Raw genomic sequence first — 26,171 nt, 5'->3', positions numbered from 1 at the left:
ATATACCACACTTTGTTACGTATTGGCGGCTGCGCCGCCAATACGTAACAAAAAACGGGGCTTGGGGCTATGCCCCAAAGCGGGTTTCAGGGCGGCAGCCCTAAACGTAATGCGAATGGTCGTAGCCCCAATGTATAATAGGAGTGATCGCATGGCACCCGGTAAAGCCGCCATAAACCAAACCCTCACACACAAAGAAGGAACCTTATGCACCGATTCTTCATCGTCCTGCTGCTCATGTTGCTCGTTGCGGGCTGTGGCAGCACTACCAACCAAGTAACGCCCCCGTTAGCCAATGTGGATGCTCAAGCGCCTGAAGTAGATACGGTGAGTATGCGCCTCCAATGGTTTCCGCAGTGGCAGTTTGCGGGCTATATTGTGGCCTTGCGTAAGGGCTACTATGCCGAGGCTGGCCTTGAGGTAAGCTTGGGTCAGGGCGGGCCCGACCTCGTGCCGCTACCGTTGGTTGCTGCTGGCAACGATACCTTCGGGAGTACTGGGGCCGATACGATCTTCATCGCCCGCGAACAGGGCATTCCGGTGGTTGCGTTGGCCACATGGTTCCAGACCAGCCCAGTGGCCTTTATGGTTCACAGCGATTCAGGGATCAGCAGTGCGCGCGATTTCCCCGGGCGGCGCGTGGCGATGTTCTATGGCGATAACGTGGAGACCGAGTACCTCGCCATGCTCCAGGCCGCCGGGGTGGATCGTTCGGCTATCCAAGAGATTCCCGGCGACTATAGCATCGTTCCGTTTCTCGAGCGACGCATTGATGTCTGGCCGGTCTATGCTGCCGATCAGCCCAATACGGCGCGCATGGCCGGGGCTGAGGTTGACCTGATCTTTTCGCGCGACTATGGGGTACAATTGATGGGCGATGTCCTCTTTACCACCGAAAGCTTCCTGCGCGACAATCCGCGCACGGTGCAAGCCTTTGTGAGCGCAACGCTGCGCGGTTGGGAGGATGCGATTGCCAATCCCGATGAGGCCATTGAATTGATTCTGGCCTACAACCCTGAACTCAACCGCGAACAATTGCTCTTTGAGGCAACTGAGACGATCAAGTTGTTGCGCTATGGTGCCGGTGAAACGTGTGTTGGCTTCAACAACCAGAGCGCATGGGCGGCCCAAGCGCAACTGATGCAAGAACTTGAGTTGCTTGCAGGCCCCCCTGAGCTTGCTGCGGCCATCCAAAGCCAGTTTATCAATGCGGCCCACGCTGAACTTGGCAATGTGTGTCAGGCAGAGAGTTCTTTGAACTAAGGATTCCCTAACGTCAATGAGAAGAGGGATAGAATCTTTCACCACAGAGGCACAGAGGGCACCGAGTCTTTGATCGAGGGTTTACCAACAATAGTGATTGCTATACCATAAACCTCTATGCATACTCCTCGTTTTTGCCACAACTGCGGTGCCGAGTTGCCAAGTGAGCAGGCGCGCTTCTGCATTGAGTGCGGTGTGCCTATTCGTGGTGCGGTTGCGCCCGCAGCGCCTACAGCCCCAGAGCCGACCCATGCGGTGGGAACGCCGACGATCCAGTTGCCCAATGCGCGGGTGGATCAGCAGGTGATTGGTGGTACAGTCAAGCTGCCCGGCTCTGGTGCAGTTCCCCCCGGCCTTTGGGTGATTGATCCGCCGCCTGGCCCCGAGGATGTGGTGGCGATCTACCCGCCCCTGCGCCCGGTGCGCGATGGCTGGAGTGGGCTGGTGGGGCGCGGGTGGCATGCGGCAGGGAGTGAGGCTCGTGGTTCGCAGACAATCTTCCATTTTCATAGCGAGGTGCCATGGTTTCCTGCACCTGGTTGCGGTGCTGGCTTGCGCTTGATCAGCAAGATTAGCGCCAGTTCGCGTGCCTGGGAAGGGCGTGAACGTCGCGGCTTTCGCTTTGGGGTGCAGCGCGATGGCCCGATGCAGATTGTGCATAGTTTCTGGCAGGATGCCACCGGACGTGAAGTCTTTGGCCAACCCTTGCCCCAGATTCAGATCATGGCCCCCCCACGGGTGCCCCGTGTCTCCGACATTGATGAGCAGCCTGCATTGCTCGATGCGCGTGAAGCCAACCTCTGGGTGGGCGAGTCGCAGGCCAAAGGTGCCTACCGCCTCTGGCGTGACCAGTTGGTGCAAGAGCATACGCCGGTTGGCCGGGGGATTACCCTGATTCCGTTGCGCGAATGGCGCAGTGGGCCGCGCTCCTGGTTGGGGCGGCTCGTCGCCACGGTGCAAGCTGAACGCTACCGGGTGCGGGTGCTGCAACCCTTCACATGCAAGCTGGCCGCATGGAAGGGGCAGCTCAAACAGATCCGCCAAGAGGCCCAAGCCCTTGGGCTTGATCTCGATCCCGCCCTCGCCGCAGAATGGTGGCTCGACCGCAATGGCTACGATGGCGTGATCTTCACGGCGGCGCGCAACCGCTATGATGCCGACCAAGTACTGATTGTCTTTCGGCGTGGCCAGTTGGCCCAGATTAAGGATTAAAGGGGCGCGAGGAGGCGAGGAGGCGAGGAGGCGAAGCCCGCGCCGATCGCCACTTCGCCGCTCGCTGCTTCGCCTCTCGCATCTCGCACCATCGGAACACCTCTTATGGATCTCACCGTAGCCATTCTTGCCCGCGATGAACAACGCCACATTGTTGGTTGTCTTGCTAGTGTGCGGGAGGTTAGCCACGAGGTTTTGCTGCTGCTCGATAGCCGTAGCCGCGACAAGACGGGCGAACTGGCCCGCATTGCGGGGGCACGGGTGGTGTGTGAGCCGTGGCGCGGCTTTCCGGCCCAGCGCAACCGTGCCTTGCAGCTTGCCACTACGCCATGGCTGCTCTTCCTCGACGCCGATGAGCGTGTGAGCCCTGCGTTGGCCCAGGAGTTACGCAGTTTGCCTGATGATGATCCGCTGGCGGGCTATTGGATTCCACGCCAGAATCGCTTCTTTGGCCAAACGCTGCGCGGCGGCGGTTGGTATCCCGATCACCAGTTGCGGATCTTGCGCCGCAGTGCCGCCCACTACGACGAGCAGCGCCTGGTGCATGAGTATGCCGCATTGGACGGGCAGGCCGGTTGGTTGCAGGGCCACCTCATTCACCACAACATCGAACGCCTTGATGAACTCTGGGCCAAACAGAGCGCCTACGCCCTCGCCGAAGCACGCACGCTCTATCTGAGTGGTCGTCAGGTGCGCTGGCGCAACTTCCTGGGCGCACCAGTGCGCGAATTCCTTCTTCGTTATGTAAAGCTTGGGGGCTGGCGCGACGGGCCACTGGGGCTCTTGCTCTGTGCAACGCTCGCGTGGCACGAGGTCGTCAAGTTTGCGTTTTTGTCCGCCTTGTGGCGGCGCTGAGAGCAAGGGCCAACTCACTGCGCTGGATCGGTTTAGTCAGAAAGGCATCCATGCCCGCTTCCATAACCTCTGCTTGTTGACTCGTAGCGACGCTTGAGGTGAGAGCTATGATGTATGGTTGCTGGATGCTTTGACCCAAGGCGCGGATTTGGCGTGTGGCGGTGATGCCATCCACTTCGGGCATCTGGAGATCCATAATCAAGACATCGTAGCTGATTTGGCAAACAGCCGTAATGGCCGCTTTGCCATCGCTGACCACAGTAACGCGGTGGCCCATACGTCCCAGGATGCGCCGCATAAGTTCTTGGTTCACAAGGTTATCTTCAGCCACAAGAATTTCGAGGAGCGGCATTGCTGCTTCTCGGTCGGCAGGGCTAACGGCGCTGGTGAGACAGGCAGCATCGAGTGGAAGGGTTAGCCGTAAGGTAAACGTTGAGCCATGGCCGGGCGCACTGTTCACATGGATGCTACCGTCCATCAGGGTGGCCAGTTGGCGGCTGATCGCGAGGCCCAGCCCGGTACCGCCATACTTAATGGCGGTCTTGGTCTCAGCCTGCACAAAGGCATCAAAGATGCGTCCCTGCTGCTCCAGGTTCATGCCGATGCCGGTGTCGCTCACGCTGATGCTGATCAAAGCGGCCTGATCACCTGCTGGTTCGGCGCTGGCGCGTAGGTGGACCTCACCCTGACTGGTAAACTTGATCGCATTACCAAGCAAATTCAAGAGAATCTGGCGTAGGCGGACCTCATCGCCACGTACCTTCTGGGGCAATTCAGGATCGAAGCTGTAGCCAATCACAAGGCCCTTTTGGCGCGCACCGTGAGCCACCAACTCGACGGCAGAGGCAAGGCAGTTATGCAGATTGAAGGGGCTCTGCTCAAGGGTGACATGGCCCGACTCCATGCGTGAAAAGTCGAGGATGTCGTTGATCAGGGCAAGCAGAGCCTGACCGCCAGTACTGATGGTATCGGCGAGGGCACGTTGCTCCTCGTTGAGCGCCGTATCTTGCAGCAGCGCAGCCATACCAATTACCGCATTGAGCGGCGTGCGGATCTCGTGGCTCATCGTGGCGAGGAAGGTGGCCCGCGCCCGGGCGGCAGCCTCGGCGGCATCACGGGCGCGGGTGAGTTCTTCAGCGGCCAGTTGGCGCTCGGTAATATCGAGGGCCAAGCCATCCCAGATGATACTCCCATCCGCTAGGGTGCGGGGGCGGTCGCAGAGGTAGAGCCAACGCCGTTGGCCATCAGGACCAAGGTGGCTAACGACCTCCGCGACATCATGCAAATGGTGGGCCGACTGGCGTTCCGACGCCTCTACCCGTTTGCGATCTTCAGGCACGAGCCTGCTATAGAGCGCATCGGCATCGTTGAGCCCCTCTTCGGGCGTAATGCCAAGAATCTGGGTAATGCCGCTACTCAGATAGGTAAAGGTAGGCCGCCAATTGCTATCGCGCCGCAGTTGATAGATAAAGCCATTGGGCAGATTATCGCCCAGAGCACGCAACTGCGCCTCGCGTCCGCGCAGCATACTTGCTATCTCCCACTGGTGAATAAAGGCCCCAATCATCTCAAGGCCAGTCCGCAGCAGCCGCACCGTCGCCTCGCTCCATGTGCGCTCATACTGCTCTGCGGCCACCATGTGGCCGCGCCATTGGCCTTCAATGATCACACTGAGGATTACAAATGAGCGTATGTTGTTCTGCTCATAGTGGATGCGCTGCGAACTACCGGGCGGAAAGTATGCTTCAGGCGTGCCAATGATCGCTTCGCCACTCAACGTGGTCTGCACAAGCTTAGGATCCACGTCTTCAGATTTGGTTGGATAGTTCTTGAAGGGGGGCACATGCGGAGCTTGGTCGAAAATAAGCACCTCATAGTCGGGCAAAATTTGATTGAACGAGGGATAGAGGCGCAGACCAATGCGAACACAACCTGCAACATTACGCAAAGTTGCAAGTGCCTGTTGCACCACAGCTTGCCAATCGGGGGTATTAGCGCCTGCCATCAAGAGGATATGCGAGCATGTGGCGAGGGCTTCGGTATAGCGCAATTGCATAAGCTGTTATCTTCAACTAGATCATCAGCAAGCGATTGATATGCAGCACCAAATCCTTTAAGCTCATGGGCTTGGTCAGGTAGGCCGTCGCACCGGCAGCCAAACAACGTTCACGGTCGCCCGGCATCGCCAAGGCGGTGAGCGCAATAATTGGCGTTTTGGCACTAGCGGGAGTGCTGCGGAGCTTGCGGATGGCGCTCAGACCATCAAGTTCTGGCATCTGGATGTCCATCAAGATCAGATCGGGCTGCGTCCGTTCAACCTCAGCGAGCGCCTCACGGCCATTGGAAGCACTGATCACAATGAAGCCCTTGCGCTCCAGATAGTCGCGCATAACCTCGAGGTTGACCTGGTTATCCTCTGCGATCAATAGGCGAAACTCCTTCGCTTGGGTTGCTGCAGGAGGCTCTGGGTAGGCATGCACAACCTCTGTGGTGATCTGAAGCTTATGTAAAGCGTTACGCAACTGTTCGCGTGTAATTGGCTTGACCAAGTAACCTGCAACGCTCTGCTGTAGTCCGCTGTTGTGTTCATCTACCACCGAGGTAATCATAACAGGAATACTACGTGTGGTAGCATGTTCACGCAGTTGTTGAACTATTTCCCAGCCAGAACATTCGGGCATCAAAAGATCAAGCAGGATTAGATCAGGTAGCATATAGTGTGCCACCTCCACAGCTTGCTTGGCCTGGGCATGAACAATAGTCGGGATACGCAACTCCTGCAGGTAGCGTGTGAGTTGCTCCACCGTGCTGACCGAGTCATCCACAATGAGTACCGAGCGGGGCAGCAGTGGTTGTGGCACGGGTGTGGGTGGCGCGGTCGCGTTTTGGGGTAATGTAGGATGGTAGGGCAACGTAATGGTGAAACAGCTCCCCACGCCAGGGCTACTCTCGACCGCGATGCTCCCATAGTGCAACTCTGCCAAGCGACGTACAAGCACCAAACCGAGACCACTGCCCTCGTGTTGGCGGCTAAGGCTTGAATCGAGTTGGGTAAAAGGCTGAAAGAGCCGTGGCAGATCAACCGCCTTGATTCCAACTCCATTGTCACGCACCACAAAGTTGATCAAGCCCTGCTCAGGCCATACCTCCACACTCAAGCTCACCTTGCCGCCAGACGGGGTAAACTTAACCGCATTAGAAAGCAGGTTGACCAGCATCTGTTTGAGCCGTCGTGGATCGGCGCTGCATTGCATCGTTTCATCTTTTAGTTCACATGTGATCTGAATTTTTTTCTTGTGGGCTATCTCGCGCACAAATTGCAGACTGGAGCGACAGGCATCAACGACAGCAACTGGCTCAAGCGAAAGATCGAGGCGGGACGCCTCGATCTTTGAGAGGTCAAGAATATCGTTGATCAGATCGAGTAGGTGGCGACCACTCTGCTCAATTTGACGCAACGAGGCTTTTTGCCCCAGGGTGAGCGGCCCGTGGATCTGTTCCAGCAGGCTCTCGCTCAACGCCAGCACGGCATTGAGTGGCGTGCGTAATTCATGGCTCATCGTGGCCAAAAACTCATCACGAGTACGCAGGGTTCGTTCCATCTCAGCGTTGGCCAGCAACAGCGCCTGTTCTACCTGTTTGCGTTCGCTATTATCAAAAATGGTACTGCGACTCATTACAAAATCGCCGTTATGATCATACAACGCGGTTGCACTGAGTAAAACCGGAAAATTCGATCCATCCTTGCGGCACAATTCGAGATCAAGGTCTTTGATCCAACCACGCTCCTTGAAGCGTGGAAACTGTTGAGAAAACTTCGCTCTACTCTCAGCAGTAAGCAACGTGGTATAGGGTTGCCCAAGCAGTTCATCACGGGTATAGCCAAGCCAATCCAATTCGGTCTGGTTGATCATTACTAGACGCCCCTCTGGATCGAGCGAATGATAGCCACTCGGCGAGCGGTTGTAGAGATCTTCATATTCGGCAGTACGCTCGGCCACCCGATCTTCCAAGGTCTGGTTTAACTCCAACAATTCTTGCTGGGCCATCTTCAAATCGTGAATATCGGTGGCACAACCGACGAAGTAGCGCACCTGGCCATAACGATCATGCACAGGTTGGAACGAGACGCGGTACCAGTGAGCATCATGGTTATGATTCCTAACCTGCAATTCAAAGATGCGCGGACTCTGGCCTTCCATAATGGCTCGCAACATGTTCAGCGTCTGGAGTGCAATTGGTTCTATGAGTATGTCACGCAGATGCTTGCCTACCAATGTGGGTACAGTACCACCTAGATGCTCGGCTGCAAGCTCGTTGAGGTAGAGGATATACCCATCAGTACTGACGGTACCTATCAGGTTGTCGAGGTGCGCCAGCGGGTTGGCATAGGAACCATGTTCTAGGCGCAATAGCGCCTCAAGGTGGCGCAGACGCCGCCGAGTTCTTTGCCACTGCTTCGGACGGCGAAAGCTACGCTTTGGCGCTCGTTGCTCTTCAGGTTGCTCTGCGTGGTCACGTTGTTTGTGCATAAAACCATCCTAAGAACACAGAAATGAGGAGCTAGGAACTAGGAACTAGGAATTTGGTGCTGTTTGGCGGCGAAGTCGCCAAACAGCACCAAAGCGGAGGACTTGGGGTTGCCAAGAAAATAGAGTATAGTCTTAATATTGGACTCGATGTGGAATGGCAGACCCGCCCCGGCTGGAGCAAGTTGCCAAGAAAATAGAGTATAGTCTTAATATTGGACTGATCAGCCAAATAGACAAAGGGGGCCGTGTGGCCAGACAGCGAGTGGTATTAATTACGCTTGGAGTGATGATTAGTCTCTTCATGGCTTCAATGGAGAGCACGGTGATTGCGACGGCGATGCCAACAATTGTAGCCGAATTAGGGGGTTTAGAGCATTATAGTTGGGTTTTTGCGATCTATATGCTCACTTCAACGACGGTGGTGCCGATCTTCGGCAAGCTCTCAGACATCTATGGGCGTCGTCCCATCTACATGGTGTCAATCAGCCTCTTCTTTGTTGGCTCGCTGCTCTGCGGGCTTGCGGGCTCCATGGGTCAGTTGATTGCTGCGCGGGCAGTGCAGGGGCTCGGTGCGGGCGGGCTGTTACCACTGGCCTTTATTATTGTTGGTGATATATTTAACCTTGAACAGCGCGCCAAAGTCCAGGGTCTCTTTTCGGGAGTATGGGGCTTCAGTTCAGTGATTGGCCCACTGATCGGTGGTTTCTTGGTTGATCGTGTGGCTTGGCAATGGGTGTTTCTGATCAACCTGCCAGTGGCACTCCTCGCAGCGGCGCTGGTCTGGGTGGCATGGAGCGGCTTTGCACCGCCGAGTGGCCCACGGCCAGCGATTGACTATGCGGGTGCGCTCCTGCTCAGTCTGGCCATGGTCACCCTCTTGGTTGGCCTGAATCAACTGGGTCAAGCGCATGCATGGGGGTTAATCAGCCTCGCCCTCATCACCACCGCTGTGCTGCTCTGGGTTGAATGGCACGCTCCTGCACCTGTCTTACCCCTCGCGTTATTACGCATGCGCCTCTTTGCCGTCGCATGCGCCCATGGTGTCCTTGCAGGATGGGTGCTCTTTGGCGGGATCAGCTATGTTCCGCTCTTCGTACAGGTCGTACTCGGCACCAGTGCCACCGAGGCTGGTTCAACCATTACCCCTATGCTCTTGGCGTGGGTGCTTACCAGCATCATCGCCAGCCGCTTGCTCCTCACGTTCAGCTATCGCACTGTTGTGCTGGCAGGTATGGGCTGCTTTGTCGTAGGGTCCGCCCTCTTAGCTCAAATCCATCCTGCGATCAGCCGGGGCGAAATCATTGTAGCAGTTGCGCTCATGGGTATCGGCATGGGCGCATCTATTCCGGCCTTTCTCATTGCGGTGCAGAGCAGCGTAGTCAAACATGACCTTGGTAGCGCCACCTCCACCTTGCAATTTTCGCGCACTATTGGTGGCACCTTCGGTGTCTCGGTGCTAGGCGCCCTCCTCAGTTTCCAACTGGCCACCAGCCTCGCCGCCGTGGGCCTCACCCCCGATGCAGTACCGCTCCATGCCCTGATGAGTGAAGGCAACCACACCATGGTTGAACTCGGCACCCAAGCCCGCAGCGCCCTCGCCGCCGCTATGCGTACCATGTTTCAATCCACCTTCGTAGTTGCCATGCTCGCCTTCATTGTCTCACTCTACACCCCCTATACCAGCCCCACCGAACTAGCCGCCATGAGCAACCACACGCCTGCGGAAAGCTAGGCGGATTGCGCCCATCACACCAATGACCCTTGAACATGCCGCATCATCAAGAACGCTAACGCCCATTGGAACGCCATGTTCGGCAATCTACAATCTACAATCTGCAATCTACAATCTACAATCTACAAGCGCCTCATACGCGGCCATGGTTGCCATGGCGGTGCGCCGCCATGAGAAGGTGCTGGCGCGTTGCAGGCCGCGGGCGCTGAGGTCACGGCGCAGTTGGGGGTTATTGAGCAGCTTGATCAGCCCCTCGGCCAACGCATGCGTACTGAAGGGATCCACGGTGAGCGCAGCATCACCAACCACTTCGGGGAGACTGGTAGCATTGGCGCAAAGCACGGGGGTGCCGCAGGCCATCGCTTCCAGGGGGGGCAGACCGAAACCTTCGTAGTAGGAGGGAAAGGCAAAAATCGTTGCGCCACTATAGAGCGCCGGCAGATCACTATCGGCAACGTTTGGCAAAAAGCGTACATAGGCATCAAGCTGTTGTGTACTCACACGTTGACGCACACGTTCAGCGCCCCCCGTCGCATGCCCGGCCAGCACCAAAGGCATGCCACTGTGAGCCCCGGCTGCCACCACCTGGCCCCATGCGCACACAAGCCGCTCCAAGTTTTTGTGCGGCTTATCGGAGCCAATGTAGAGCACATAGCTCGGCGGGAGTTCATAGCGTTCACGCATGCTGGCAATCACAGCAGGCTCTTGAGGTTGGAAGCGGCGCTCAGTGGCCAAGGGGGTCACGAGCATCCGCTCGGCGGGCAGACGGTAGACATGGGCCAGATCGGCTTGAGCACTCGCCGAGCCGGTAATAACCAGCGCAGCCGTGCGTACTGCCAGAGCCATCGTCGCCCGGTAGAAGATACGCCCACGCCACGAGAGGCTGTGTGGAAAACGCCAGCCATTCAGATCAAAAATGGTCACCAGCGAGGGGCAGGGCAAGCCAACATATGGTTTAACATAGTAGGGCGAATGGAGCAGATCGAGGCCCAAGTGGCGCGCCACCAGCGGCAGAACCACCTGTTGTTGCAGGCTAAACGGGCCAACCTTTACTGGCACCAACTCTACCCCTGGCAGACGGGCCAATGCAGCCAGATTGTAGCGCCCAACAGCTACATTCTGATCTACAATAAGCAACAGGCGCTGAACCAAACCCAACTCAGCCAAACCCTGGGCCAAACCAAGGGTATAGCGTCCAATGCCAGGGAAATGATCGGTCGCATAGCGCGCATCAAGGCCAATACGCATAATGTTGTACCATAATTTCAGATTAGCGGAAGGTTACTGTAAAATCTTGCGAGGATGCGTGAGGCGAAGAGGCGAGGGCGTCGCATCCTCGCCTCTTCGCGTCTTCGCGTCCTCGCAAACGGTAACGCATCCTGAAACACGACCAAACATATGAACACACCCATGATCATCGCCCACCGTGGTGCTTCGGGCGAAGCCCCGGAGAACACCATGGCCGCCTTTGAACTCGCGCAACGGCAAGGGGCCGCAATGCTCGAACTTGATCTGCAACGCAGCGCCGATGGCTACCTCGTGGTCTTTCATGACGCTACCACAGAACATTGGGAGCGTCAAGGGCGTCCGGTTGCCACATGCAGCCTCAAGCAGTTGCAGCAACTCGACATTGGCGGCGAGCGCGTACCTACGTTAGCAGCAGTCCTCGACTTTGCTCGCACGAGTGGCATCCTGCTCAACATCGAACTCAAAGCTCATGGCATGGCAACAGCATGTGCCAAACTTGTGCGCCAGTACCAACTCAGTGATCGGGTGCTAATCTCCTCCTTCTACCCTCAAGCCCTCCAAGAGCTTCAACGGACAGCACCAGAGCTCCAACGTGGCTACCTCATGGGCATCCGCACATGGCGACCCAACGTTCGCCTACGCGAATTCTGGCCCTTCTTCGCCCTACGCAGCATTGCGGCCCATACCTGGCATCCCTACGAAGGGTTACCCGGACTCGACCGCATCATTCCCCTGGCTCGTCGTGCCGGCTACGGAGTCAACGTCTGGACTGTAGACCAACCAGAGCGCATGCGGCGTCTTGCTACCCTGGGGGTCACCGGCATTATCACCAACTACCCAGCCTTGGGCAAAAGTGTCATCCCAATTAATAGCGACGTAAAATCTGATCCACCTGCATCCCATAGCTTTCCCCAAAGAGATTCAGGTGATTGAGCAGATGGTAAAGATTATAGAGATCACGGCGTTCGGCATAGCCAGGCTCAAGGGGCCAAGCGGCCTGATAGGCCGCATAGAACGCCGGGCCAAAGCCACCAAAGAGTTCCGTATAGGCTACCTCAGCCTCGCGCTGGCTATAGGAGACAGCGGGATCAATCAGGGCGGGCGTCGCGCCAGGGGCAGCGACCACATTGCCAGCCCAGAGATCGCCATGGATCAGGGCCGGGGGCTCATCGGTTGCTAAGAGCGCATCCAAGCGGGCAAAGAGGCGTTCAAAGCCATGGCGGCGGAGCGCAGGCATACGGCCTGACTCGGCAGCCAACGCTACCTGTGGGCGCAGGCGGCGTTCACGAAAGAACGCGGGCCAAGCCTCAAGCCACTGATTGGATTGTGGCGTACCGCCAATAAAATTATCAACCTCAAGCCCAAACGCAGGCGCAGCGTGGCGATGCAGCGCAGCCAACTGTTCACCCAAACGCGCCAAATCGGGGCGCGTCCCAGCGCCATCAAGCCACTCAACCAGAATAAAAGCGGGTTCAGCCGAAGCCTCAGCCGCAGCCACCAAAGCAGGCACCCGCAGCGCCTGAGTAGCGGCCAAACAACGCAACCCATGCGCCTCAGCCGCAACCATCAACGCCGGTCTCCCCGCAGCAGCCCATTTCAGCGCAAAACGGCCTTGCCTTGTCGTCACCCGCAGCAACGCAGCACCAAAACTCCCCCCCAGCGGCTCCACCCGGGTCAACGGCCCAACCGCAGCAACAAGCGTAGTTTCAAGTTCAGGAGGGAGCACTGGGTAGTTCCTTATCCGAAGGTAGCGGTAAGGGTGTGCGCGGGAACCTGGTTCCCGCGCACACCCTTACCGCTACCTTGGAATGTAAAAAGTATTGGGCTTGGCCCCAAAAAGACACCTATCATCATACACCATAAGATCAAGCAACGCCACACGAGTTGCAAAACGCGCCCACATATGGTATTATCTTGCACGAGCAAAGGCGGGTAGCTCAATTGGCAGAGCAGCGGCCTCCAAATCCGCAGGTTGCAGGTTCGATTCCTGTCCCGCCTGCCACAAGTTCACACAAATAACGGGCGTATCCGCATGGGTGGAGACGCCCGTATAGTTTGCAAGCGACTGCGGGGGCGTGCCGGAGCCCGGTTGAACGGATTCGCCTTGAAAGCGAACGGCCCCTAACAGGGCCCGTGGGTTCGAATCCCACCGCCCCCTCCATTTGGCAAATCGTGCAAGCTATGGTACAATTCGCGTCAATCAATGCACGGGGAGGTCGCATAGTGGCCTAGTGCGGCGGTTTGCTAAACCGCTACAGGGGCAACCCTGTCGAGGGTTCGAATCCCTCCCTCCCCGCCAACCAACCAGCCCCTACGGGCTGGTTTTGTTGTTTGAGGTATGGCCTTGCGTCATGAGCGTGACAATGGTAGGATTCCGTTGACGCAGCGCGCAATATGCGCCGATGCATAGTGGAGTATGGCATCAAGGAGGATACCATGAGCGATCTGAAGGCTCAGTTTGAGCAAGCGGCTCAAGAAGTTCAACAACTGCCGAAGCGCCCGGGGAATGATGTGTTGCTGAGGCTCTATGCCCTCTATAAGCAGGGCTCGCTTGGTGATGTGAGTGGATCGCGTCCGGGTATTCTTGATATGCAGGGGCGTATGAAGTATGATGCTTGGGCTAAATTGAAAGGTGTCAATGAGGAACAAGCAATGCAAGACTATATTACCCTCGTTGAACAATTGAAGGCGGGTGGGTAGAAGCTATCTGAAAAGGGCCTCAGTGTCGTTCCACACGATGTGGCACACGGCTGGAGTGCCGGCTTTAGCCGGCTGAAGCCGGCACTCCAACGCCAGTTCATAGACTTTTCAGACAGCCTCTTAGACAACGCAGATCAGCGTTGACAAGCTCCCACAACTCTACCGGAGCAGGCCAATGAGACGCATCATCTCGATTCACTCCTTTCGTGGCGGCACTGGTAAATCCAATACCACGGCCAACATCGCGGCCCTGTTGGCAGCCCAAGGCTACCGGGTGGGCGTCATTGATACCGATATTCAATCACCAGGCATCCATGTCATCTTTGGGCTTGATGATGAGGTCATTGGTCTCACCCTCAACGACTATTTGCATAACGAATGCCCGATTGAAGCGGCGGCCTACGATGTCACCCCACTGCTTGGTGCCCCTGTGGATGGCCGCGTCTTTCTGGTGCCCTCCAGCATCAAGTCGGGGGCCATTACCCGCGTTCTGCGTGAAGGCTATGATCCCGGTGAACTCAGTGAGGGCTTTCAGCGCCTGCGTGAGGTGCTTGACCTCGATGTGCTACTGATTGATACCCACCCTGGCTTGAATGAAGAGACGCTGCTCTCCATTGCGGTCTCAGATATCCTCTTGGTGGTGTTGCGCCCCGATCAGCAAGACTACCAAGGCACCGGCGTGACCGTCGAGGTCGCACGGAAGCTTGAGGTGCCTCAGTTGCACATCTTGGTCAACAAAGTTCCATTGAGCTATGATGCGACCATTGTGCAGCGACGGGTCGAAGAGACCTTCGGTGTCCAAGTGGTCGCAGTATTGCCCCATTCCGACGATCTCATGGCCCTCGCCTCGATGGGTATCTTTGTGCTGCGCTTTCCGGATCATCCAATCTCGGCGCTCTACCGGCAAACCGTGGTGCGTTTGATGGCGTAGGAGCCGCGAGGACGCGAGGGCGCGAGGGCGCGAGGGCGCGAGGGCGCGAGGACGCGAGGGCGCGAGGGCGCGAGGGCGCGAGGACGCGAGGGCGCGAGGGCGCGAGGGCGCGAGGGCGCGGGGAAACGCTAAGAGGCTGTCTGAAAAGTCTATGGTTTTGCGTTGGAGTGCCGGCTTTAGCCGGCTGAAGCCGGCACTCCAGCGTGCGCCCCCGGCTTTTCAGACAGCTTCTAAAGCCCATCGGGACGCCATGTTCGGCAATCTACAATCTACAATCTACAATCGTAATTATGACCCCGGTGGCAGCGGCTGCGGCAGGCCCGGCGGCATAGGCGGTTGGCCTGGTTCGGGCTGGGGCAGTTCGGGAGGCGCTTCGGGGGGCGGCGGTGCCGGGTCTGGCTCGGCTGGTGGCGGTGGGGGTTCTGGTTCATACGCAGGTGCGGGGGCAGGCTCGGCTTCGGGGGCGCGGATGCCCAAGATCACTGCCGTACCCGGAATAATCCAGTCGCCCGCTACTGGCAACGAACTGAGAACCACATAGGCACCGTAGCGGTCGAACTCGGCCCCGATGCGCGAGCGATCCTGGTAGTCTACATGGATACTACTCGGATCAACTCCCAACGTTTCGAGCAGGCGTCGCGCTTGATTTTCGCCAAGCCCCTTGAGGTCGGGCATGAGAATCGCGCCCGCAATCGGGGGTTGGGGTTCTTCCTCCTGCTCAATCACTGGTGGCTCGAACATAGCGGCGCTACAGCTTGGTAGATTCTCTACATCCACGTCATGGCTGGCCGAACCACCAGACCAGGTGTAGCGCACACGCATGAAGGGGTCGGGCGGTGGGATGTTCCAGAGCGTAATGGTGCGCCGGAGCCCTGCTGGGTAGGTAGCACCCTCTTCGGGCCGACAGAAGCCACCTTCACCTTCACCGATCTCAGCATCTTCGGCGCCGCCGCCTGGGGCAAGCACCATCATTTCCCCATCGAAACTCCAATCCGCTTCGGAGGGAATACGCACCACCTCCACACGCCGGAAGATGTCGCAGGGAATACTCAGTTGATTGAGTTGTCGATCCAGTTCGGGGCCAGAAGCGATGCGCGCCGTCTCACTAAAGATAGTCGTGAGCATCGTGCGCGTGAAGAGTTCCTCGTTGTAGCCGCCAAACGGCCCTGGTAGCTCACAGATCGGACGAGTGAAGAGCCCATCGTCGGGCAGCACAAAGTCGGTCGGTGGCGTCGTGGTGCCAAACGGCTCGGCAAAGAGTTGGCGGTAGCGCTCGTCGTTACGCATCCAGACAAAGAGCTCCTCCATGATGTTGCGCCAGATGATCCCGCCACCCGTGAGACTCTCGACCCGCGCGGTGGTCTCGTTGTTATTGTTGCCCGTCCAGACCCCAATGGTGACAAAGGGGGTATAGCCTGCGGCCCAGGCATCGCGCCAATCGTTGGTCGTGCCGGTCTTGACGGCTGAGGGCAGGCTCAGTTGGAGCGGGCTATTGAGCCCCCAGATCGCTTGGCGGGCGCGGTCGTCACTGAGCATATCGGTGATAATTGCGCTCAGTTCTGGTTCAACCACATGTTCGGCTTGGTAGGGGGTAAACTCTTCGAGTACCTGACCATCGGCATCGGTCACCTTGAGGATGGCAACGGGCGGGTAGTAGCGGCCATTGCTCGCTAGGGTATTGTAGGCCACCGTCAATTCAAGGGGCGTCACCTCCCCACCACCAAGGGTTAGGGCCAGGCCATAGAAATCGCGGCCACGCTTCAGCCCCTGCTTAATCCCAATGCGGTCAAAGAGATCGAGGGTTTCATCAATCCCCGCGAACCGGAGCGCCTTCACGGCGGGGATATTGAGCGAATTGGCCAGGGCGGTACGCATACGGACTGGGCCATTAAAGCGCCCATTGTAGTTGAGCGGCGTATACCACTGGCCCGCCATGCCGGTGGGAAAATCGGTAGGCACGTCCCAAATGACCGTCTCAGGGGTCATGCCCTGTTCCATTGCCGCGAGGAAGGTAAAGGGCTTGAGGGCCGAGCCGGGTTGCCGTTCGCGGGTGGTCACATTGACTTGGCCATCGAGCACATTGCCCGTTTCGCCGGGGGTGCGTGTCGGTTTGATCGCATTGTAGTCAATACTGCCAACCATCGCCAAAATCTGGCCGGTATAGGGCTGCATCACCACCACGGCGGCATTATGGATATTACGCGACTCTAGTTCAGCGATGCGTTCCGCCGCCTTCTGCTGAGCCATCTGTTGCAGATTCAGATCAAGGGTGGTATAGATGCGTAACCCGCCGCCAAAGAGCGCTTGTTGGCCATAGCGCTCCTGAATCTGGTCGCGCACATAGAAGACAAAATGGGGCGCATTGAGCGGTACCTCTTGGCGCGTAAAGCGCAGCGGCTCGGCGACAGCAGCACGAGCTTCCGCCTCACTGATATACTCATCTTCAACCATGCGCCGCAGCACCGCAACCTGGCGCCAGCGTGGCGCACTCACCGTGGGCGGCAGGCGATGGCCCGGTTCCAGCCAGCCAGCCTCGAGGATCACGCCGGGCAGATAGCCGCCCTGATCATCGCGCTCGAGGTGGTTAATCGGATTGTAGAAGGTGGGCAACTGGGGCAAACCGGCCAGCAAGGAGGCTTGGTTGAGATTCAGATCGCTGGCATTGACCCCAAAGTAGCTCTCACTAGCGGCCTGAATCCCATAGGCCATGTTGCCATAAAAGTTCTCATTCAGGTAGAGTTCAAGAATCTCTTCTTTGCTAAAGCGTTCATCAAGCACCTGAGCGAGAATAATCTCCTTGAGCTTCCGCTCATAGCGTCGTTCGCGGACACGTTCATCCTCGGTGAGGACACTATTCTTAATCACCTGCTGCGTGATCGTCGAGGCACCACCCGTCTCTTCGCCCGCTAACAGGCTACTCGCCAGGGTACGCACCATACCCGCAAAATCGATCCCCGGATTGGTAAAGAAGGTCTTATCCTCAATCGCAATCGTCGCATTGATCAGCAGAGGTGAAACCTGATCAAGCGGCACATTGGTACGTCGTCCGGCATCAAAGAACTCATAGAGTAACACACCATTACGATCAAAGATGCGCGAGGTCTGAAAGAGTTCGCGCTCATCAAGAGCGGCAAGGCGGGGTGTGAGTGAGGCTGCCGTATTGGCATAGACCGAATAGGCCATCGTGCCCATACTGAGGCCCACGGCAACGAGCGCCACCACGAGGGCAACGCCCAACTGACTTACCAGGCGTAAGCCCATCCCAGAGGAAGGGGGCGTGCGTCGGCCACGCAGCATCCCCGGAAAGGCGGGCCGCCGCGCCACGCGGTGCCCACCAGATGTTCGGCGTATATGTCGGTTTCTTAGCATGGCATGAGTATAGCATGCCTTATGCCATGTACGATTGTAGATTGTAGATTGCAGATTGCAGATTGCCGAACATGGCGTTCCAATGGGCGTTAGCGTGCTTGATCATGCAGCATGTTCAAGGGTAATTGGTATTAAGCCACCGGATTACGCAGCACCCCAATCCCCTCAACTTCACACTCAAGCACCTCGCCCGCCTGGAGCCAGCGCTGCGGCGTCATGCCCAGACCAACGCCACTCGGCGTGCCGGTGGCAATAATATCGCCCGGCTCAAGGGTGAGACCACTGGTGAGGATGGCAATACATGTAGGAATATCGAAGATCATCTGGCTCGTATTGGCATCCTGCATCGTCGCGCCATTGAGCCGTAGTTGAATCCGTAGGTTGTGGGGGTTGGGCAATTCATCACTGGTGACAATCCATGGCCCCATGGGTGCGGCCCCATCAAGACTCTTGCTAAAGAAGAACTGCTGATGGCGGCTCTGCAGATCGCGCGCCGAGATGTCATTAAGGATCGTATAGCCAAAGACATAGTCCAGCGCATCCGCTTTGGATACATGGCGGGCAGGCAACCAGATAATCACCGCCAACTCCACCTCCCAATCGCGCTGTGCGGAGATCTCGGGCATCAGGGGAATCACCGCATTGGGGTGGGTAACCGCCGTCGGCGCCTTACTAAAAAAGAGCGGGTGGCTCGGCAACTGCTCTGGCTGCCCAATCGCCCGTAGCGACTCGATGGCATGGGCGGCATAGTTGCGCCCCAAGCAGATGATATTCTTGCGCGGTCGCGGAATTGGGGCCAAGAGCGTGACCTGATCCAAAGGGATCGTACTGTGCGCCTGAGCCACCAACTCACGCGCCTGGGCCAACAGCGTCGGGCCACCGTCAATCAGGGCGAGCATACTGCTCGCCAGGCTACTCAGGGTCACAACCCCATCCTCACGAACCGCACCAAGAGCCTCTTGGCCCGCATGGTGATAGGTAATCAGTTTCATGGTGTTCCTTTATGTTGGTGCTTTAGCCTTAACGCTTCATTATACGCTACCTTCCCTTTGACGGAGCCCCTAGCGGGGCTTGGGGCTACGCCCCAAACCCCGTTTTGTGTTCCGTGTTGGCGGCTTCGCCGCAATGCATATGGGGCAACGCCCCCGCACCCCCACCGGAGGTAAATTCATCCTACTTTAGTCGCTTGGCACGAGCCAAAAGGCAATGCTACAATAACAGAGTACGCTTGACTCATGGAAGTAAAGGAGAGACCATCATAGAAGACGTGCGAACTCAGGACGGCAAGCGCCTGCACGCAACGGCGCAGCCGCGAACCCGCGCCCTCTTGGTGGGCGCTGAAGTTGCCAGCATGAAGAGCCCCTGGAGTGCTCCCGATTCGCTGCGTGAATTGGCATTGCTGGCGCATACCGCTGGTCTTGAGGTGGTAGGTAGTATCTTCCAACGCCTCGATCAGCCTTCACCCAAGTTCTTCATTGGCCCCGGCAAGGTCAAGGAGGTTGCTGAACTGCGCGAACAGAGCAACGCAGGGTTGGTTGTTTTTGATGATGAATTGAGTCCGAGCCAGACGCGCAACCTTGAACAGGAGTTGCAGGTTGGCGTGTTGGATCGCACGGCGCTCATTCTCGACATCTTTGCCCAGCACGCCCGCACCCACGAGGGGCGTTTGCAGGTGGAGTTGGCGCAGTACCACTACCTCTTGCCGCGCCTACGTCGGCAGTGGACCCACCTTGAGCGTCAGGCGGGTACAGGTGGTGGCACCTCAGCCGGGGGCGTTGTGGGCTTGCGTGGCCCCGGTGAGACCCAGTTGGAGATTGACCGCCGTTTGATTGATCGGCGCATTGCGTGGCTGAAGGAGCAGTTGGCCGATGTGCATCGCCACCGCGAACTTTATCGCAAGCGTCGCCGCCAGAGTGGTGTACCTGTGCTGGCCCTTGTGGGGTATACCAACGCGGGCAAGAGTACCCTGCTCAACGCCCTCTCCGGCGCGGATGTCTACGCGGCCAACCAACTCTTTGCGACGCTCGATCCAACCACGCGCCAGATTACGCTGCCGGGTGGTCAAGCCCTCCTGCTCACCGATACGGTCGGCTTTATCCAAAAACTTCCGACCCAATTGGTTGCCGCTTTTCGCGCCACCCTAGAGGAGATCAATGAGGCAGATCTGCTGCTCCATGTGGTTGACCTAACCCACCCCAACGCCCAAGAGCACGCCCAGACGGTCGAAACGACCCTCAGCGAGCTTGGTGTTGGCAAGCATCCAACCCTCACTGTGCTCAACAAAGTGGACAAGATGGAGGGGGTTGAGGCAGCGGCAGTGAGTGACATTGTAGCCGACATGGGCCTCCCCAGCGATTTTGTGGCTGTCTCGGCCCAACAGGGCTGGGGGCTCGCCGATTTACTCACCCGCATCGAAACAACCCTCGCCGCTACCATGGTCACCCTAGAGGTCTTGATCCCCTACCAACGCAACGATCTCGTCTCGCTCTGGCGTGAACGGGGCATCGTTGAACAGGAAGAATACCTCAACGAAGGCACCCACATCCACGGACGGCTACCGAGCGAACTGGCAGCCCAATTTGCGCCGTGGCAGCGGGGAAGTAGGAAGTAGGAAGTAGGAAGTAGCGCAAAACTCGCCCTGCGAAGAGGCGTGAGGCGTGAGGCGAGGATGCGTGAGGCGAAGTCATCGCGTCTTCGCCTCACGCATCCTCGTTTCCTAAAACCATCCCAAAGCACAGAAAGAACCCATATGCTTGACCTCCAACCAGTCATAGCCGGCACCCAAACTCTCGCTGAGGTCCTAGAGGGGGTGACGAAGGACGATTTGGCCCGTGAGACCAACGAGTTGATTGATCGCATCCTGGCCCTGATTGCGGATTGCAACGATGCTGCTGTGGTCTTTGTGCCAATTGATCCCGATGCCCACGATCCGGCGGCAGCCACTGAGTCCGATGCGCATATTGCCTGGACGCTTGGCCATGTGGTGGTGCATGTCACCGCAGGTGGCGAAGAGTGCGCCTTTTTGGGGGCCGAGCAGGCCCGTGGCGTCGCTTTCCACGGGCGTTCGCGCTATGAAGTGCCCTGGGAGACGGTCACGAGCATTGCACAGGTGCGGGCGCGGCTGGAGGAGAGCCGCCGTATGATGCTGGCCTGCCTAGCAGTTTGGCCCGATGCCCCCCACTTGGAGCTTGAGGAGGAGGCATGGCCCGGTGGCCCCCGCGTGAATGCCGTTGGTCGCCACGCTCTTGGCTTGGCCCATGGCTTTGGCCATCTCGCGCAAATCGAGGAGATTGTGCGCCAGAGCATGGCGGAGTAGAGAGAGGTACAGAGGGCACAGAGGTTTTTCACCACAGAGGCACAGAGGGCACAGAGGTTTTGTTAGCGCGAAGAAGTCCTGGGCCGCGCCGCTGGCTGAGCCTGTCGAAGCCAAGCGGCGCGGCAGCCTGCCAACCCAAGGCTTTTTCGCGCTAACGAGGTTTTTCACCACAGAGGCACAGAGGGCACAGAGGATACAGCATTGTGAAGTCGCAGATAGGGCTTGGGGGCACCCAGGATGGCCCTCACCCCCTACCCCCTTCGACAAGCAGCCCCTGAGCTTGTCGAAGGGCAGGGCATCGCCTCTCCCACGTTGTGGGAGAGGGGCGAAGGCACCGCTGTTTATTGCGCTCCTTTGCGTTCTTCCGTTCCTCTGTTCCTCTGTTCCTCTGTTCTTCCGTTCTTCCGCTCCTCTGTTCTTCCGCTCCCCCACTCACCGATTGATCGCTTCGTTAAGCTTCGCTACCGCATCATGCACCTGCTTCATGGTTGTGCCGGTGATGCGGATGCGCCCACTGGTGCCAAGTGGAGTGATTTGGGTGCTGGTTTGCGCTTGGATCGTCTCCAATTTGCTCTTGCCGCCGCCAAAGAGGCTGCTGAAGAGCCCACCTGATTTGCGTGTGAGTGCGCTGAGTTGTGCTGGGGTGAGGTTGAGTTCGCGTTGGGGTGTTTTGCTCTGTTGCGCTGTGCGCCGTGGCGGCGCTTCGGCAGGAGTGTTGCTCCGCTCCGCCGGGCTGACGACTAGCGCCAAGACATGTTGGTTGATCAGGGTGTGCGCTCGCTCGACGTGGGCCTGACTAGCGCCAATGATTGTTACACGTCCGGTTGAGTTGCCAGCGTCATCCTTCTCCAGATCAATGCGCTGCACCTCGCTCTGGCTGCGGATCGCTTTGATCACCGCGCCGCCTTTGCCGATCATGCGGAAGACCATCTCCGGGTTGACCTGCAAGACGAGTTGCCACGTTTCACGCGGGGCAGGTTTTTTGCTGCGGAGCGTGAATTGGACGCGCCCCTCTTCGGGGTTGAATTCGCGGATGCGTACCTCCAGTTGTTGACCAAGAGCAATGGGCAGTTGAGGCATTGCGCTGCTGATTTCGCGGCGTTGGATGGGCGCTTCGTAGCCCTCATGGGTGCGGACAAAGACGAGGTCGTTGTGCATGCCCGCAATGGTGACGGGCACAGGGCGCTCATCTTCGGCGTAGGGGCGCAGCAACTCAAGGCCGCTCACGTCAATCACACGTACTTCCAGTTCATTGGAGCGGCGGAAGAGGATGTTGAGTTTACGCCGGTAGCCAACGTGGTTGCTCAGTTCCAGCAGTTCACGACGGCGGGCGTAGCTCAAGGGCTGATCGGTGATCAACGCTTGGCTCGCTTCGTCCCAGTTGGGGCCGAGGCGCTGCACGAGCGCCTTGCGCTCTTTGCCCGGCAGGTCTTCGGGATCGAGGCTGATCCGCAATGGGCGCTGGAAGCGCCGCGCTTGCATGCGTAGACGGCAACGCTGGCCCAGGTTGAACTCGTCGGCACGCGGTGGCAGGCGATCAACATGGACAAAGAGGATGACCGGGAGGTAGGCTTCGGTCTGCTCCGGTTCGATCCAGACAAAGATGCCGTTGTCGCGTACATCCACGATCTGCCCACTCACCACACGCTCGCCGTTGGCAACAAGGGCCGCGGTGGCTTGCTGCGAGGCTGCGAGGCGGTTGACACGCACCTGTTCCAACTCGCTGTTGATCTCTTCAACTACCACCTGGAGTTGCGTGCGCGGCGGGGCACTGGCGAGCAGTTCCACCGCAACATTACGCCCGCTTAGGCTGTAGTCATAGGGATCAAGGGTAATCTCTAGGCCACTCACCGGCTCACGCACAATCAGGTAGAAGAGGCCGTCGTTGATGTAGCGCTCGATGCTCTGCACCTCAACGCTGATACTCTGGCCTTCACGGTAGCGCGCCTGAAACTGAGCGAAGGGCGAGGGCTCTTGGAGCGGTGTGAAGAGAACAATGGGCTGATGGGGCTGGTGTTGATCGTAGCCCGCAACGATGGCGCTAAAGGTCTGTTGGGTGGCGGGGGGCTGCCCGTAGAGCATACGCCCGTGGGGCAGCGGGGCATCCTGCAGGAGCGCAGTGGATGGTTCTGACGTAGATTCCTGACCATCGTTATCAAAGAGTTCGGCAGCGCTGGCCGGGGCACTAGACGCAAAGGTCACTTTGATCTCACGACTGCCCAGGGTTGCGCCGAGCGCCTCTTCACTGGCGAGCAACTCAATGTCGTCGGGGTCTTCAATCAACTCGCTGCTCGCATTGGGGCGCAAGGGTGGCGCGGCAGCTTCGAGTTCGTGGATACGCAGTGTCCCTTGGTGCGTCGGGCTACACCTGATGCGCGAGCCCACCGGAAAGCGCTGGTCAATGAAGAGCCACGCGGGGTTGGTGGAGCGTTGCAGCAGGCCGTTAGCATCACGCGTGGTGTTGGCAATGAGGCGGGCGAGGCCAAGGTGACTCCCACCGACCGCTGGCAGCCACGCCGCTTCAACCAGGCTCAGGAAGGAGGCAGCAGTGAAACTCAGTGGTGCCGCCAGGGGCGTCATGCGCTTGCGTGCCCGTTGGCGTTTACCGCAGACAAAGTAGGTCGGCGGTTGCCCAAAGCAGATAGAATTGGGGCTGAGTTCAAGCTCGTTGCTCTGATCAGAGGCCAGGGCCGCGTCGCGCAGATAGAGGCGGTAACGCCGCTCATCGCCCTGTGTTTCAGTCTGGTAGATCTGGTGCGACAGGCCGTAGGTGATGACGATGCGTAGCCGATCAAGCAGCCCCAGATCGCAGGGGCGCAACTGTTGATTGCGCCGTCGCACGGCCATGTTGTGTAGCAAGAGATCGCGTTCGCGCACAAGGCGTTCGCTAAAGATCGTATGGTTGACAAAGAACTGCTCGGCCCACGCCAATCGCTCGCGCTCTTTACTCCGCCCGAAGCCACTACCTTCCCAGGCCATCCAGAGCTTTAGCGCAAATTCCACATCATCGCGGCACGGCCCGATCAGCCCTTGATGGATGCGCCGCACAGCCCGTTTGGTTGCCGCATCCCACTCACGATCCCACTGCAACAGGCTGGCGTAGCCATCCAAGCGCCGCATGGGCAGAATGGTCGCCATCTCCACCGCGCAGCCGAAGCGGTCGGCGAGCAGCATCAGGTTTGCAATCTCCGGCTCGTCGGCAATCGTCCGCAACTCACTCCCGTGGGGCGTAATGTCCTCTTGGTCATCGAGTGCCCCGACCAACTGAAGCGCCCGGGTGGCGCGGGCCAATTCATCGGCGGGCGGGGCGTGGAGCCAAGCGAAAGCAGCAAGATCGTCCACCCCCGCCGCCTTGGCACTCAACACCAACGGCTCCAGTGGCGCACGCGCAATCTCAGGCGGCGTCTGGGTCGCAAAGTCGGCAAACTGCTCCTTGGTGTAGAGGCAATGGGCCACGCCGGGTTGGGTGCGCCCGGCGCGACCCCAACGCTGGCGGCAACCCGCCTGGCTATGCAGCGTCGGCACCACAGCGGTGGTCTGCGACGCAGCATCCCAACTGGCCTGATTGATCAGCCCGCTATCCACCACATGAACAATGCCCTCCACCGTGAGCGACGTTTCGGCAACGTTGGTCGCAATGACCACACGGATGCGTCGTTTATCCTTGGATGGGCGCAGAGCCGCCGCTTGGCGCGTCTGGGGCAGAGTGGCATAGAGCGGAAAGATGTCTACCCGTGCGGCGAGGCGGTAATCGGCCTCGCTATGCAGCAGGTCGCGCAGGCGATCAATAGCGCGTTCAATCGGCTTACGCCCTGGCAAAAAGGCCAAAATATCGCCCTGGGGCGTGGCGGGATCGCGTTGGTGCATGGCCAAAAGCAGATCAAAGATCGTATTGGCCACCTCTTCATACATACGTCCCACCAGTAACTCCTCAGGCAGCGGTGCCTGCTGGCGGAAACGCACCTCAAGCGGGAAGGCGCGCTGCTCCGGCAGCATGTAGCAACCCACTGGCGACTGGGCAAGCATGGCGGCAAGTTGGGCATTGGCGTTCGGCTGCTGCTGCACAGTAGCAAGCGGAAGATCGGCGGGCCCACCAAAGAACTGCACGAAATCTTGTGGCTCAATCGTCGCACTCAGAATCAGCAGGCGCAAATGGGGAAAGCGGCGCAAACGTGGTCGCAGGAGGCTTAAAATAAGATCAATATTCAGGCTGCGTTCGTGCGCTTCGTCAATGATAATGGTACCAACCCGTTCCAACTCATCGCGCACAATCAGATTAAGCAGCGTCCCATCAGTCATATAGATCAGGCGATTATGGCGATCACTCGCCCGCTGACCGCTATGTTGGAAGCCCACATCAAAACCGGCGCCGAGGCTCGCGCCGTGCAGATCATGGGCAACAAAACTAGGAATCTGGCGCGTCGCCTGAATACGGGGCTGGGTCACAATAATTGGCCCGTGGCGCGTAAAGAGCTGTGGCGCAAGCCCTTCGGGGGGCAGAAGCGCCGCAAAAGGTTCAGCGGGGCGCTGCGTAGGCGGCTGCATCAAGCGATAGGGCAGCAGCGTAGACTTGCCGCTGCCCGTCGGGGCCACCAGCACCAGCACTTGGTGGCGGTAGCAGAGCGCACAGATTTCTGCGACGTGCGCCTCACGCAGGGCAAAGCGATCCAGCGGTGGTTGGGGCGTCTGCTCCTGCGGCTTTGGCTCCTGGTAACGACGCTGCAAATAGCCCAACTCAGCCCCCCGCAGCCCCGTCGCGGGCAGCGGGTGCTGCGGCGGCAACGGGTGGGTCGGCTGACCAAGGTGAGCCACTTCGCGCCGATAGATCGCACTACAGGCAGCACAGCGCTCAGGACGAACCTCGCCACGTTCTTCCGCCTGTTGCAACACCGCATCGGCAAAGCCAAAACTACGCCCACAGTCGGGGCATTCGGTGAACCACTCACGTGCCATAGGCTGATTCCTTTATGCTACTCTACCGAACACCATCGGTGTGTGACGTTGGCTGAGCCT

At 58.4% G+C, this 26,171-nt stretch carries 16 protein-coding genes and 3 tRNA genes; 12 read left to right on the top strand and 7 right to left on the bottom strand.

Annotated elements, in window-relative coordinates:
- Window positions 1-207: 207 nt before the first annotated feature.
- The 3 genes from CJ255_RS10125 to CJ255_RS10115 all read left to right on the top strand — a co-directional run bounded on the left by CJ255_RS10125 (window position 208) and on the right by CJ255_RS10115 (window position 3,330).
- Window positions 208-1,263: an ABC transporter substrate-binding protein gene (locus tag CJ255_RS10125; RefSeq protein WP_097643986.1), complete on the top strand. Its 1,056-nt coding sequence runs from the start codon at window positions 208-210 to the stop codon at window positions 1,261-1,263.
- A gap of 117 nt (window positions 1,264-1,380) precedes the next feature.
- Window positions 1,381-2,475 carry a zinc ribbon domain-containing protein gene (locus CJ255_RS10120; RefSeq protein ID WP_097643985.1) on the top strand — a complete coding sequence of 365 codons (1,095 nt, stop codon included), beginning with the start codon at window positions 1,381-1,383 and terminating at the stop codon, window positions 2,473-2,475.
- A gap of 105 nt (window positions 2,476-2,580) precedes the next feature.
- Window positions 2,581-3,330, top strand: coding sequence for a glycosyltransferase family 2 protein (locus CJ255_RS10115; RefSeq protein ID WP_097643984.1), 750 nt, complete (start codon window positions 2,581-2,583; stop codon window positions 3,328-3,330).
- On the opposite strand, the gene CJ255_RS10110 is transcribed toward CJ255_RS10115, so the two are convergent.
- Window positions 3,293-5,386: a hybrid sensor histidine kinase/response regulator gene (locus CJ255_RS10110; RefSeq protein WP_097643983.1), complete on the bottom strand. Its 2,094-nt coding sequence runs from the start codon at window positions 5,384-5,386 to the stop codon at window positions 3,293-3,295. The two genes, CJ255_RS10115 and CJ255_RS10110, sit on opposite strands and share 38 nt — an antisense overlap.
- Before the next feature lie 16 nt (window positions 5,387-5,402).
- Window positions 5,403-7,862, bottom strand: a complete 2,460-nt coding sequence (locus CJ255_RS10105) for a response regulator (RefSeq protein WP_097643982.1) — start codon at window positions 7,860-7,862, stop codon at window positions 5,403-5,405.
- A gap of 247 nt (window positions 7,863-8,109) precedes the next feature.
- On the opposite strand from CJ255_RS10105, the gene CJ255_RS10100 reads away from it, so the two are divergent.
- Window positions 8,110-9,594: an MDR family MFS transporter gene (locus tag CJ255_RS10100; protein ID WP_097643981.1), complete on the top strand. Its 1,485-nt coding sequence runs from the start codon at window positions 8,110-8,112 to the stop codon at window positions 9,592-9,594.
- 108 nt (window positions 9,595-9,702) lie between these two features.
- On the opposite strand, the gene CJ255_RS10095 is transcribed toward CJ255_RS10100, so the two are convergent.
- Window positions 9,703-10,842, bottom strand: coding sequence for a glycosyltransferase family 4 protein (locus tag CJ255_RS10095; protein ID WP_097643980.1), 1,140 nt, complete (start codon window positions 10,840-10,842; stop codon window positions 9,703-9,705).
- Window positions 10,843-10,992: 150 nt separating this feature from the next.
- Between CJ255_RS10095 and CJ255_RS10090 the strand changes: the two genes are divergently transcribed.
- The gene (locus CJ255_RS10090) at window positions 10,993-11,775 is read left to right on the top strand and encodes a glycerophosphodiester phosphodiesterase (protein WP_097643979.1); all 783 of its coding nucleotides are present in this window, start codon (window positions 10,993-10,995) and stop codon (window positions 11,773-11,775) included.
- Here the strand turns inward: CJ255_RS10090 and CJ255_RS10085 are convergent.
- A complete protein-coding gene (locus CJ255_RS10085; RefSeq protein ID WP_097643978.1) occupies window positions 11,708-12,568 on the bottom strand; it encodes a fructosamine kinase family protein in 861 nt (286 codons plus the stop codon). The genes CJ255_RS10090 and CJ255_RS10085 overlap by 68 nt on opposite strands.
- A gap of 200 nt (window positions 12,569-12,768) precedes the next feature.
- On the opposite strand from CJ255_RS10085, the gene CJ255_RS10080 reads away from it, so the two are divergent.
- From CJ255_RS10080 to CJ255_RS10060, 5 genes are all read left to right on the top strand, one after another.
- Window positions 12,769-12,844 (top strand) — tRNA-Trp (locus CJ255_RS10080).
- 67 nt (window positions 12,845-12,911) lie between these two features.
- Window positions 12,912-13,003, top strand: a tRNA-Ser gene (locus tag CJ255_RS10075).
- A gap of 48 nt (window positions 13,004-13,051) precedes the next feature.
- A tRNA-Ser gene (locus CJ255_RS10070) sits at window positions 13,052-13,141 on the top strand.
- Window positions 13,142-13,278: 137 nt separating this feature from the next.
- Complete coding sequence (locus CJ255_RS10065) at window positions 13,279-13,542, top strand: acyl-CoA-binding protein (RefSeq protein WP_097643977.1); 264 nt, start codon at window positions 13,279-13,281, stop codon at window positions 13,540-13,542.
- A 175-nt stretch (window positions 13,543-13,717) separates the two neighbouring features.
- Window positions 13,718-14,473, top strand: a complete 756-nt coding sequence (locus CJ255_RS10060; RefSeq protein WP_097643976.1) for a MinD/ParA family ATP-binding protein — start codon at window positions 13,718-13,720, stop codon at window positions 14,471-14,473.
- Window positions 14,474-14,761: 288 nt separating this feature from the next.
- Here the strand turns inward: CJ255_RS10060 and CJ255_RS10050 are convergent, their stop codons facing one another.
- Window positions 14,762-17,797 (bottom strand): transglycosylase domain-containing protein, encoded by a 3,036-nt coding sequence (locus CJ255_RS10050; protein WP_245863309.1) that lies wholly within the window; start codon window positions 17,795-17,797, stop codon window positions 14,762-14,764.
- A 176-nt stretch (window positions 17,798-17,973) separates the two neighbouring features.
- The gene (locus tag CJ255_RS10045) at window positions 17,974-18,834 is read right to left on the bottom strand and encodes a fumarylacetoacetate hydrolase family protein (RefSeq protein WP_097643973.1); all 861 of its coding nucleotides are present in this window, start codon (window positions 18,832-18,834) and stop codon (window positions 17,974-17,976) included.
- Between the two features lie 275 nt (window positions 18,835-19,109).
- On the opposite strand from CJ255_RS10045, the gene hflX reads away from it, so the two are divergent.
- Entirely contained in the window at window positions 19,110-20,453 is a 1,344-nt protein-coding gene (gene hflX / locus CJ255_RS10040) for a GTPase HflX (protein ID WP_097643972.1), read from the top strand.
- A 138-nt stretch (window positions 20,454-20,591) separates the two neighbouring features.
- On the top strand, window positions 20,592-21,158 hold the full coding sequence (locus CJ255_RS10035; RefSeq protein ID WP_097643971.1) for a DinB family protein: 567 nt from the start codon (window positions 20,592-20,594) through the stop codon (window positions 21,156-21,158).
- Between the two features lie 432 nt (window positions 21,159-21,590).
- On the opposite strand, the gene CJ255_RS10030 is transcribed toward CJ255_RS10035, so the two are convergent.
- Window positions 21,591-26,111, bottom strand: a complete 4,521-nt coding sequence (locus CJ255_RS10030) for a KH domain-containing protein (RefSeq protein ID WP_097643970.1) — start codon at window positions 26,109-26,111, stop codon at window positions 21,591-21,593.
- Between the last annotated feature and the right edge of the window lie 60 nt (window positions 26,112-26,171).

The sequence above is a fragment of the Candidatus Viridilinea mediisalina genome (assembly GCF_002532535.1).
Taxonomy (GTDB): Bacteria; Chloroflexota; Chloroflexia; order Chloroflexales; family Chloroflexaceae; genus Viridilinea; species Viridilinea mediisalina.
The sequence above is the reverse complement of the archived record's forward strand: the minus strand, read 5'-3'. Positions and strand labels throughout refer to the sequence as shown.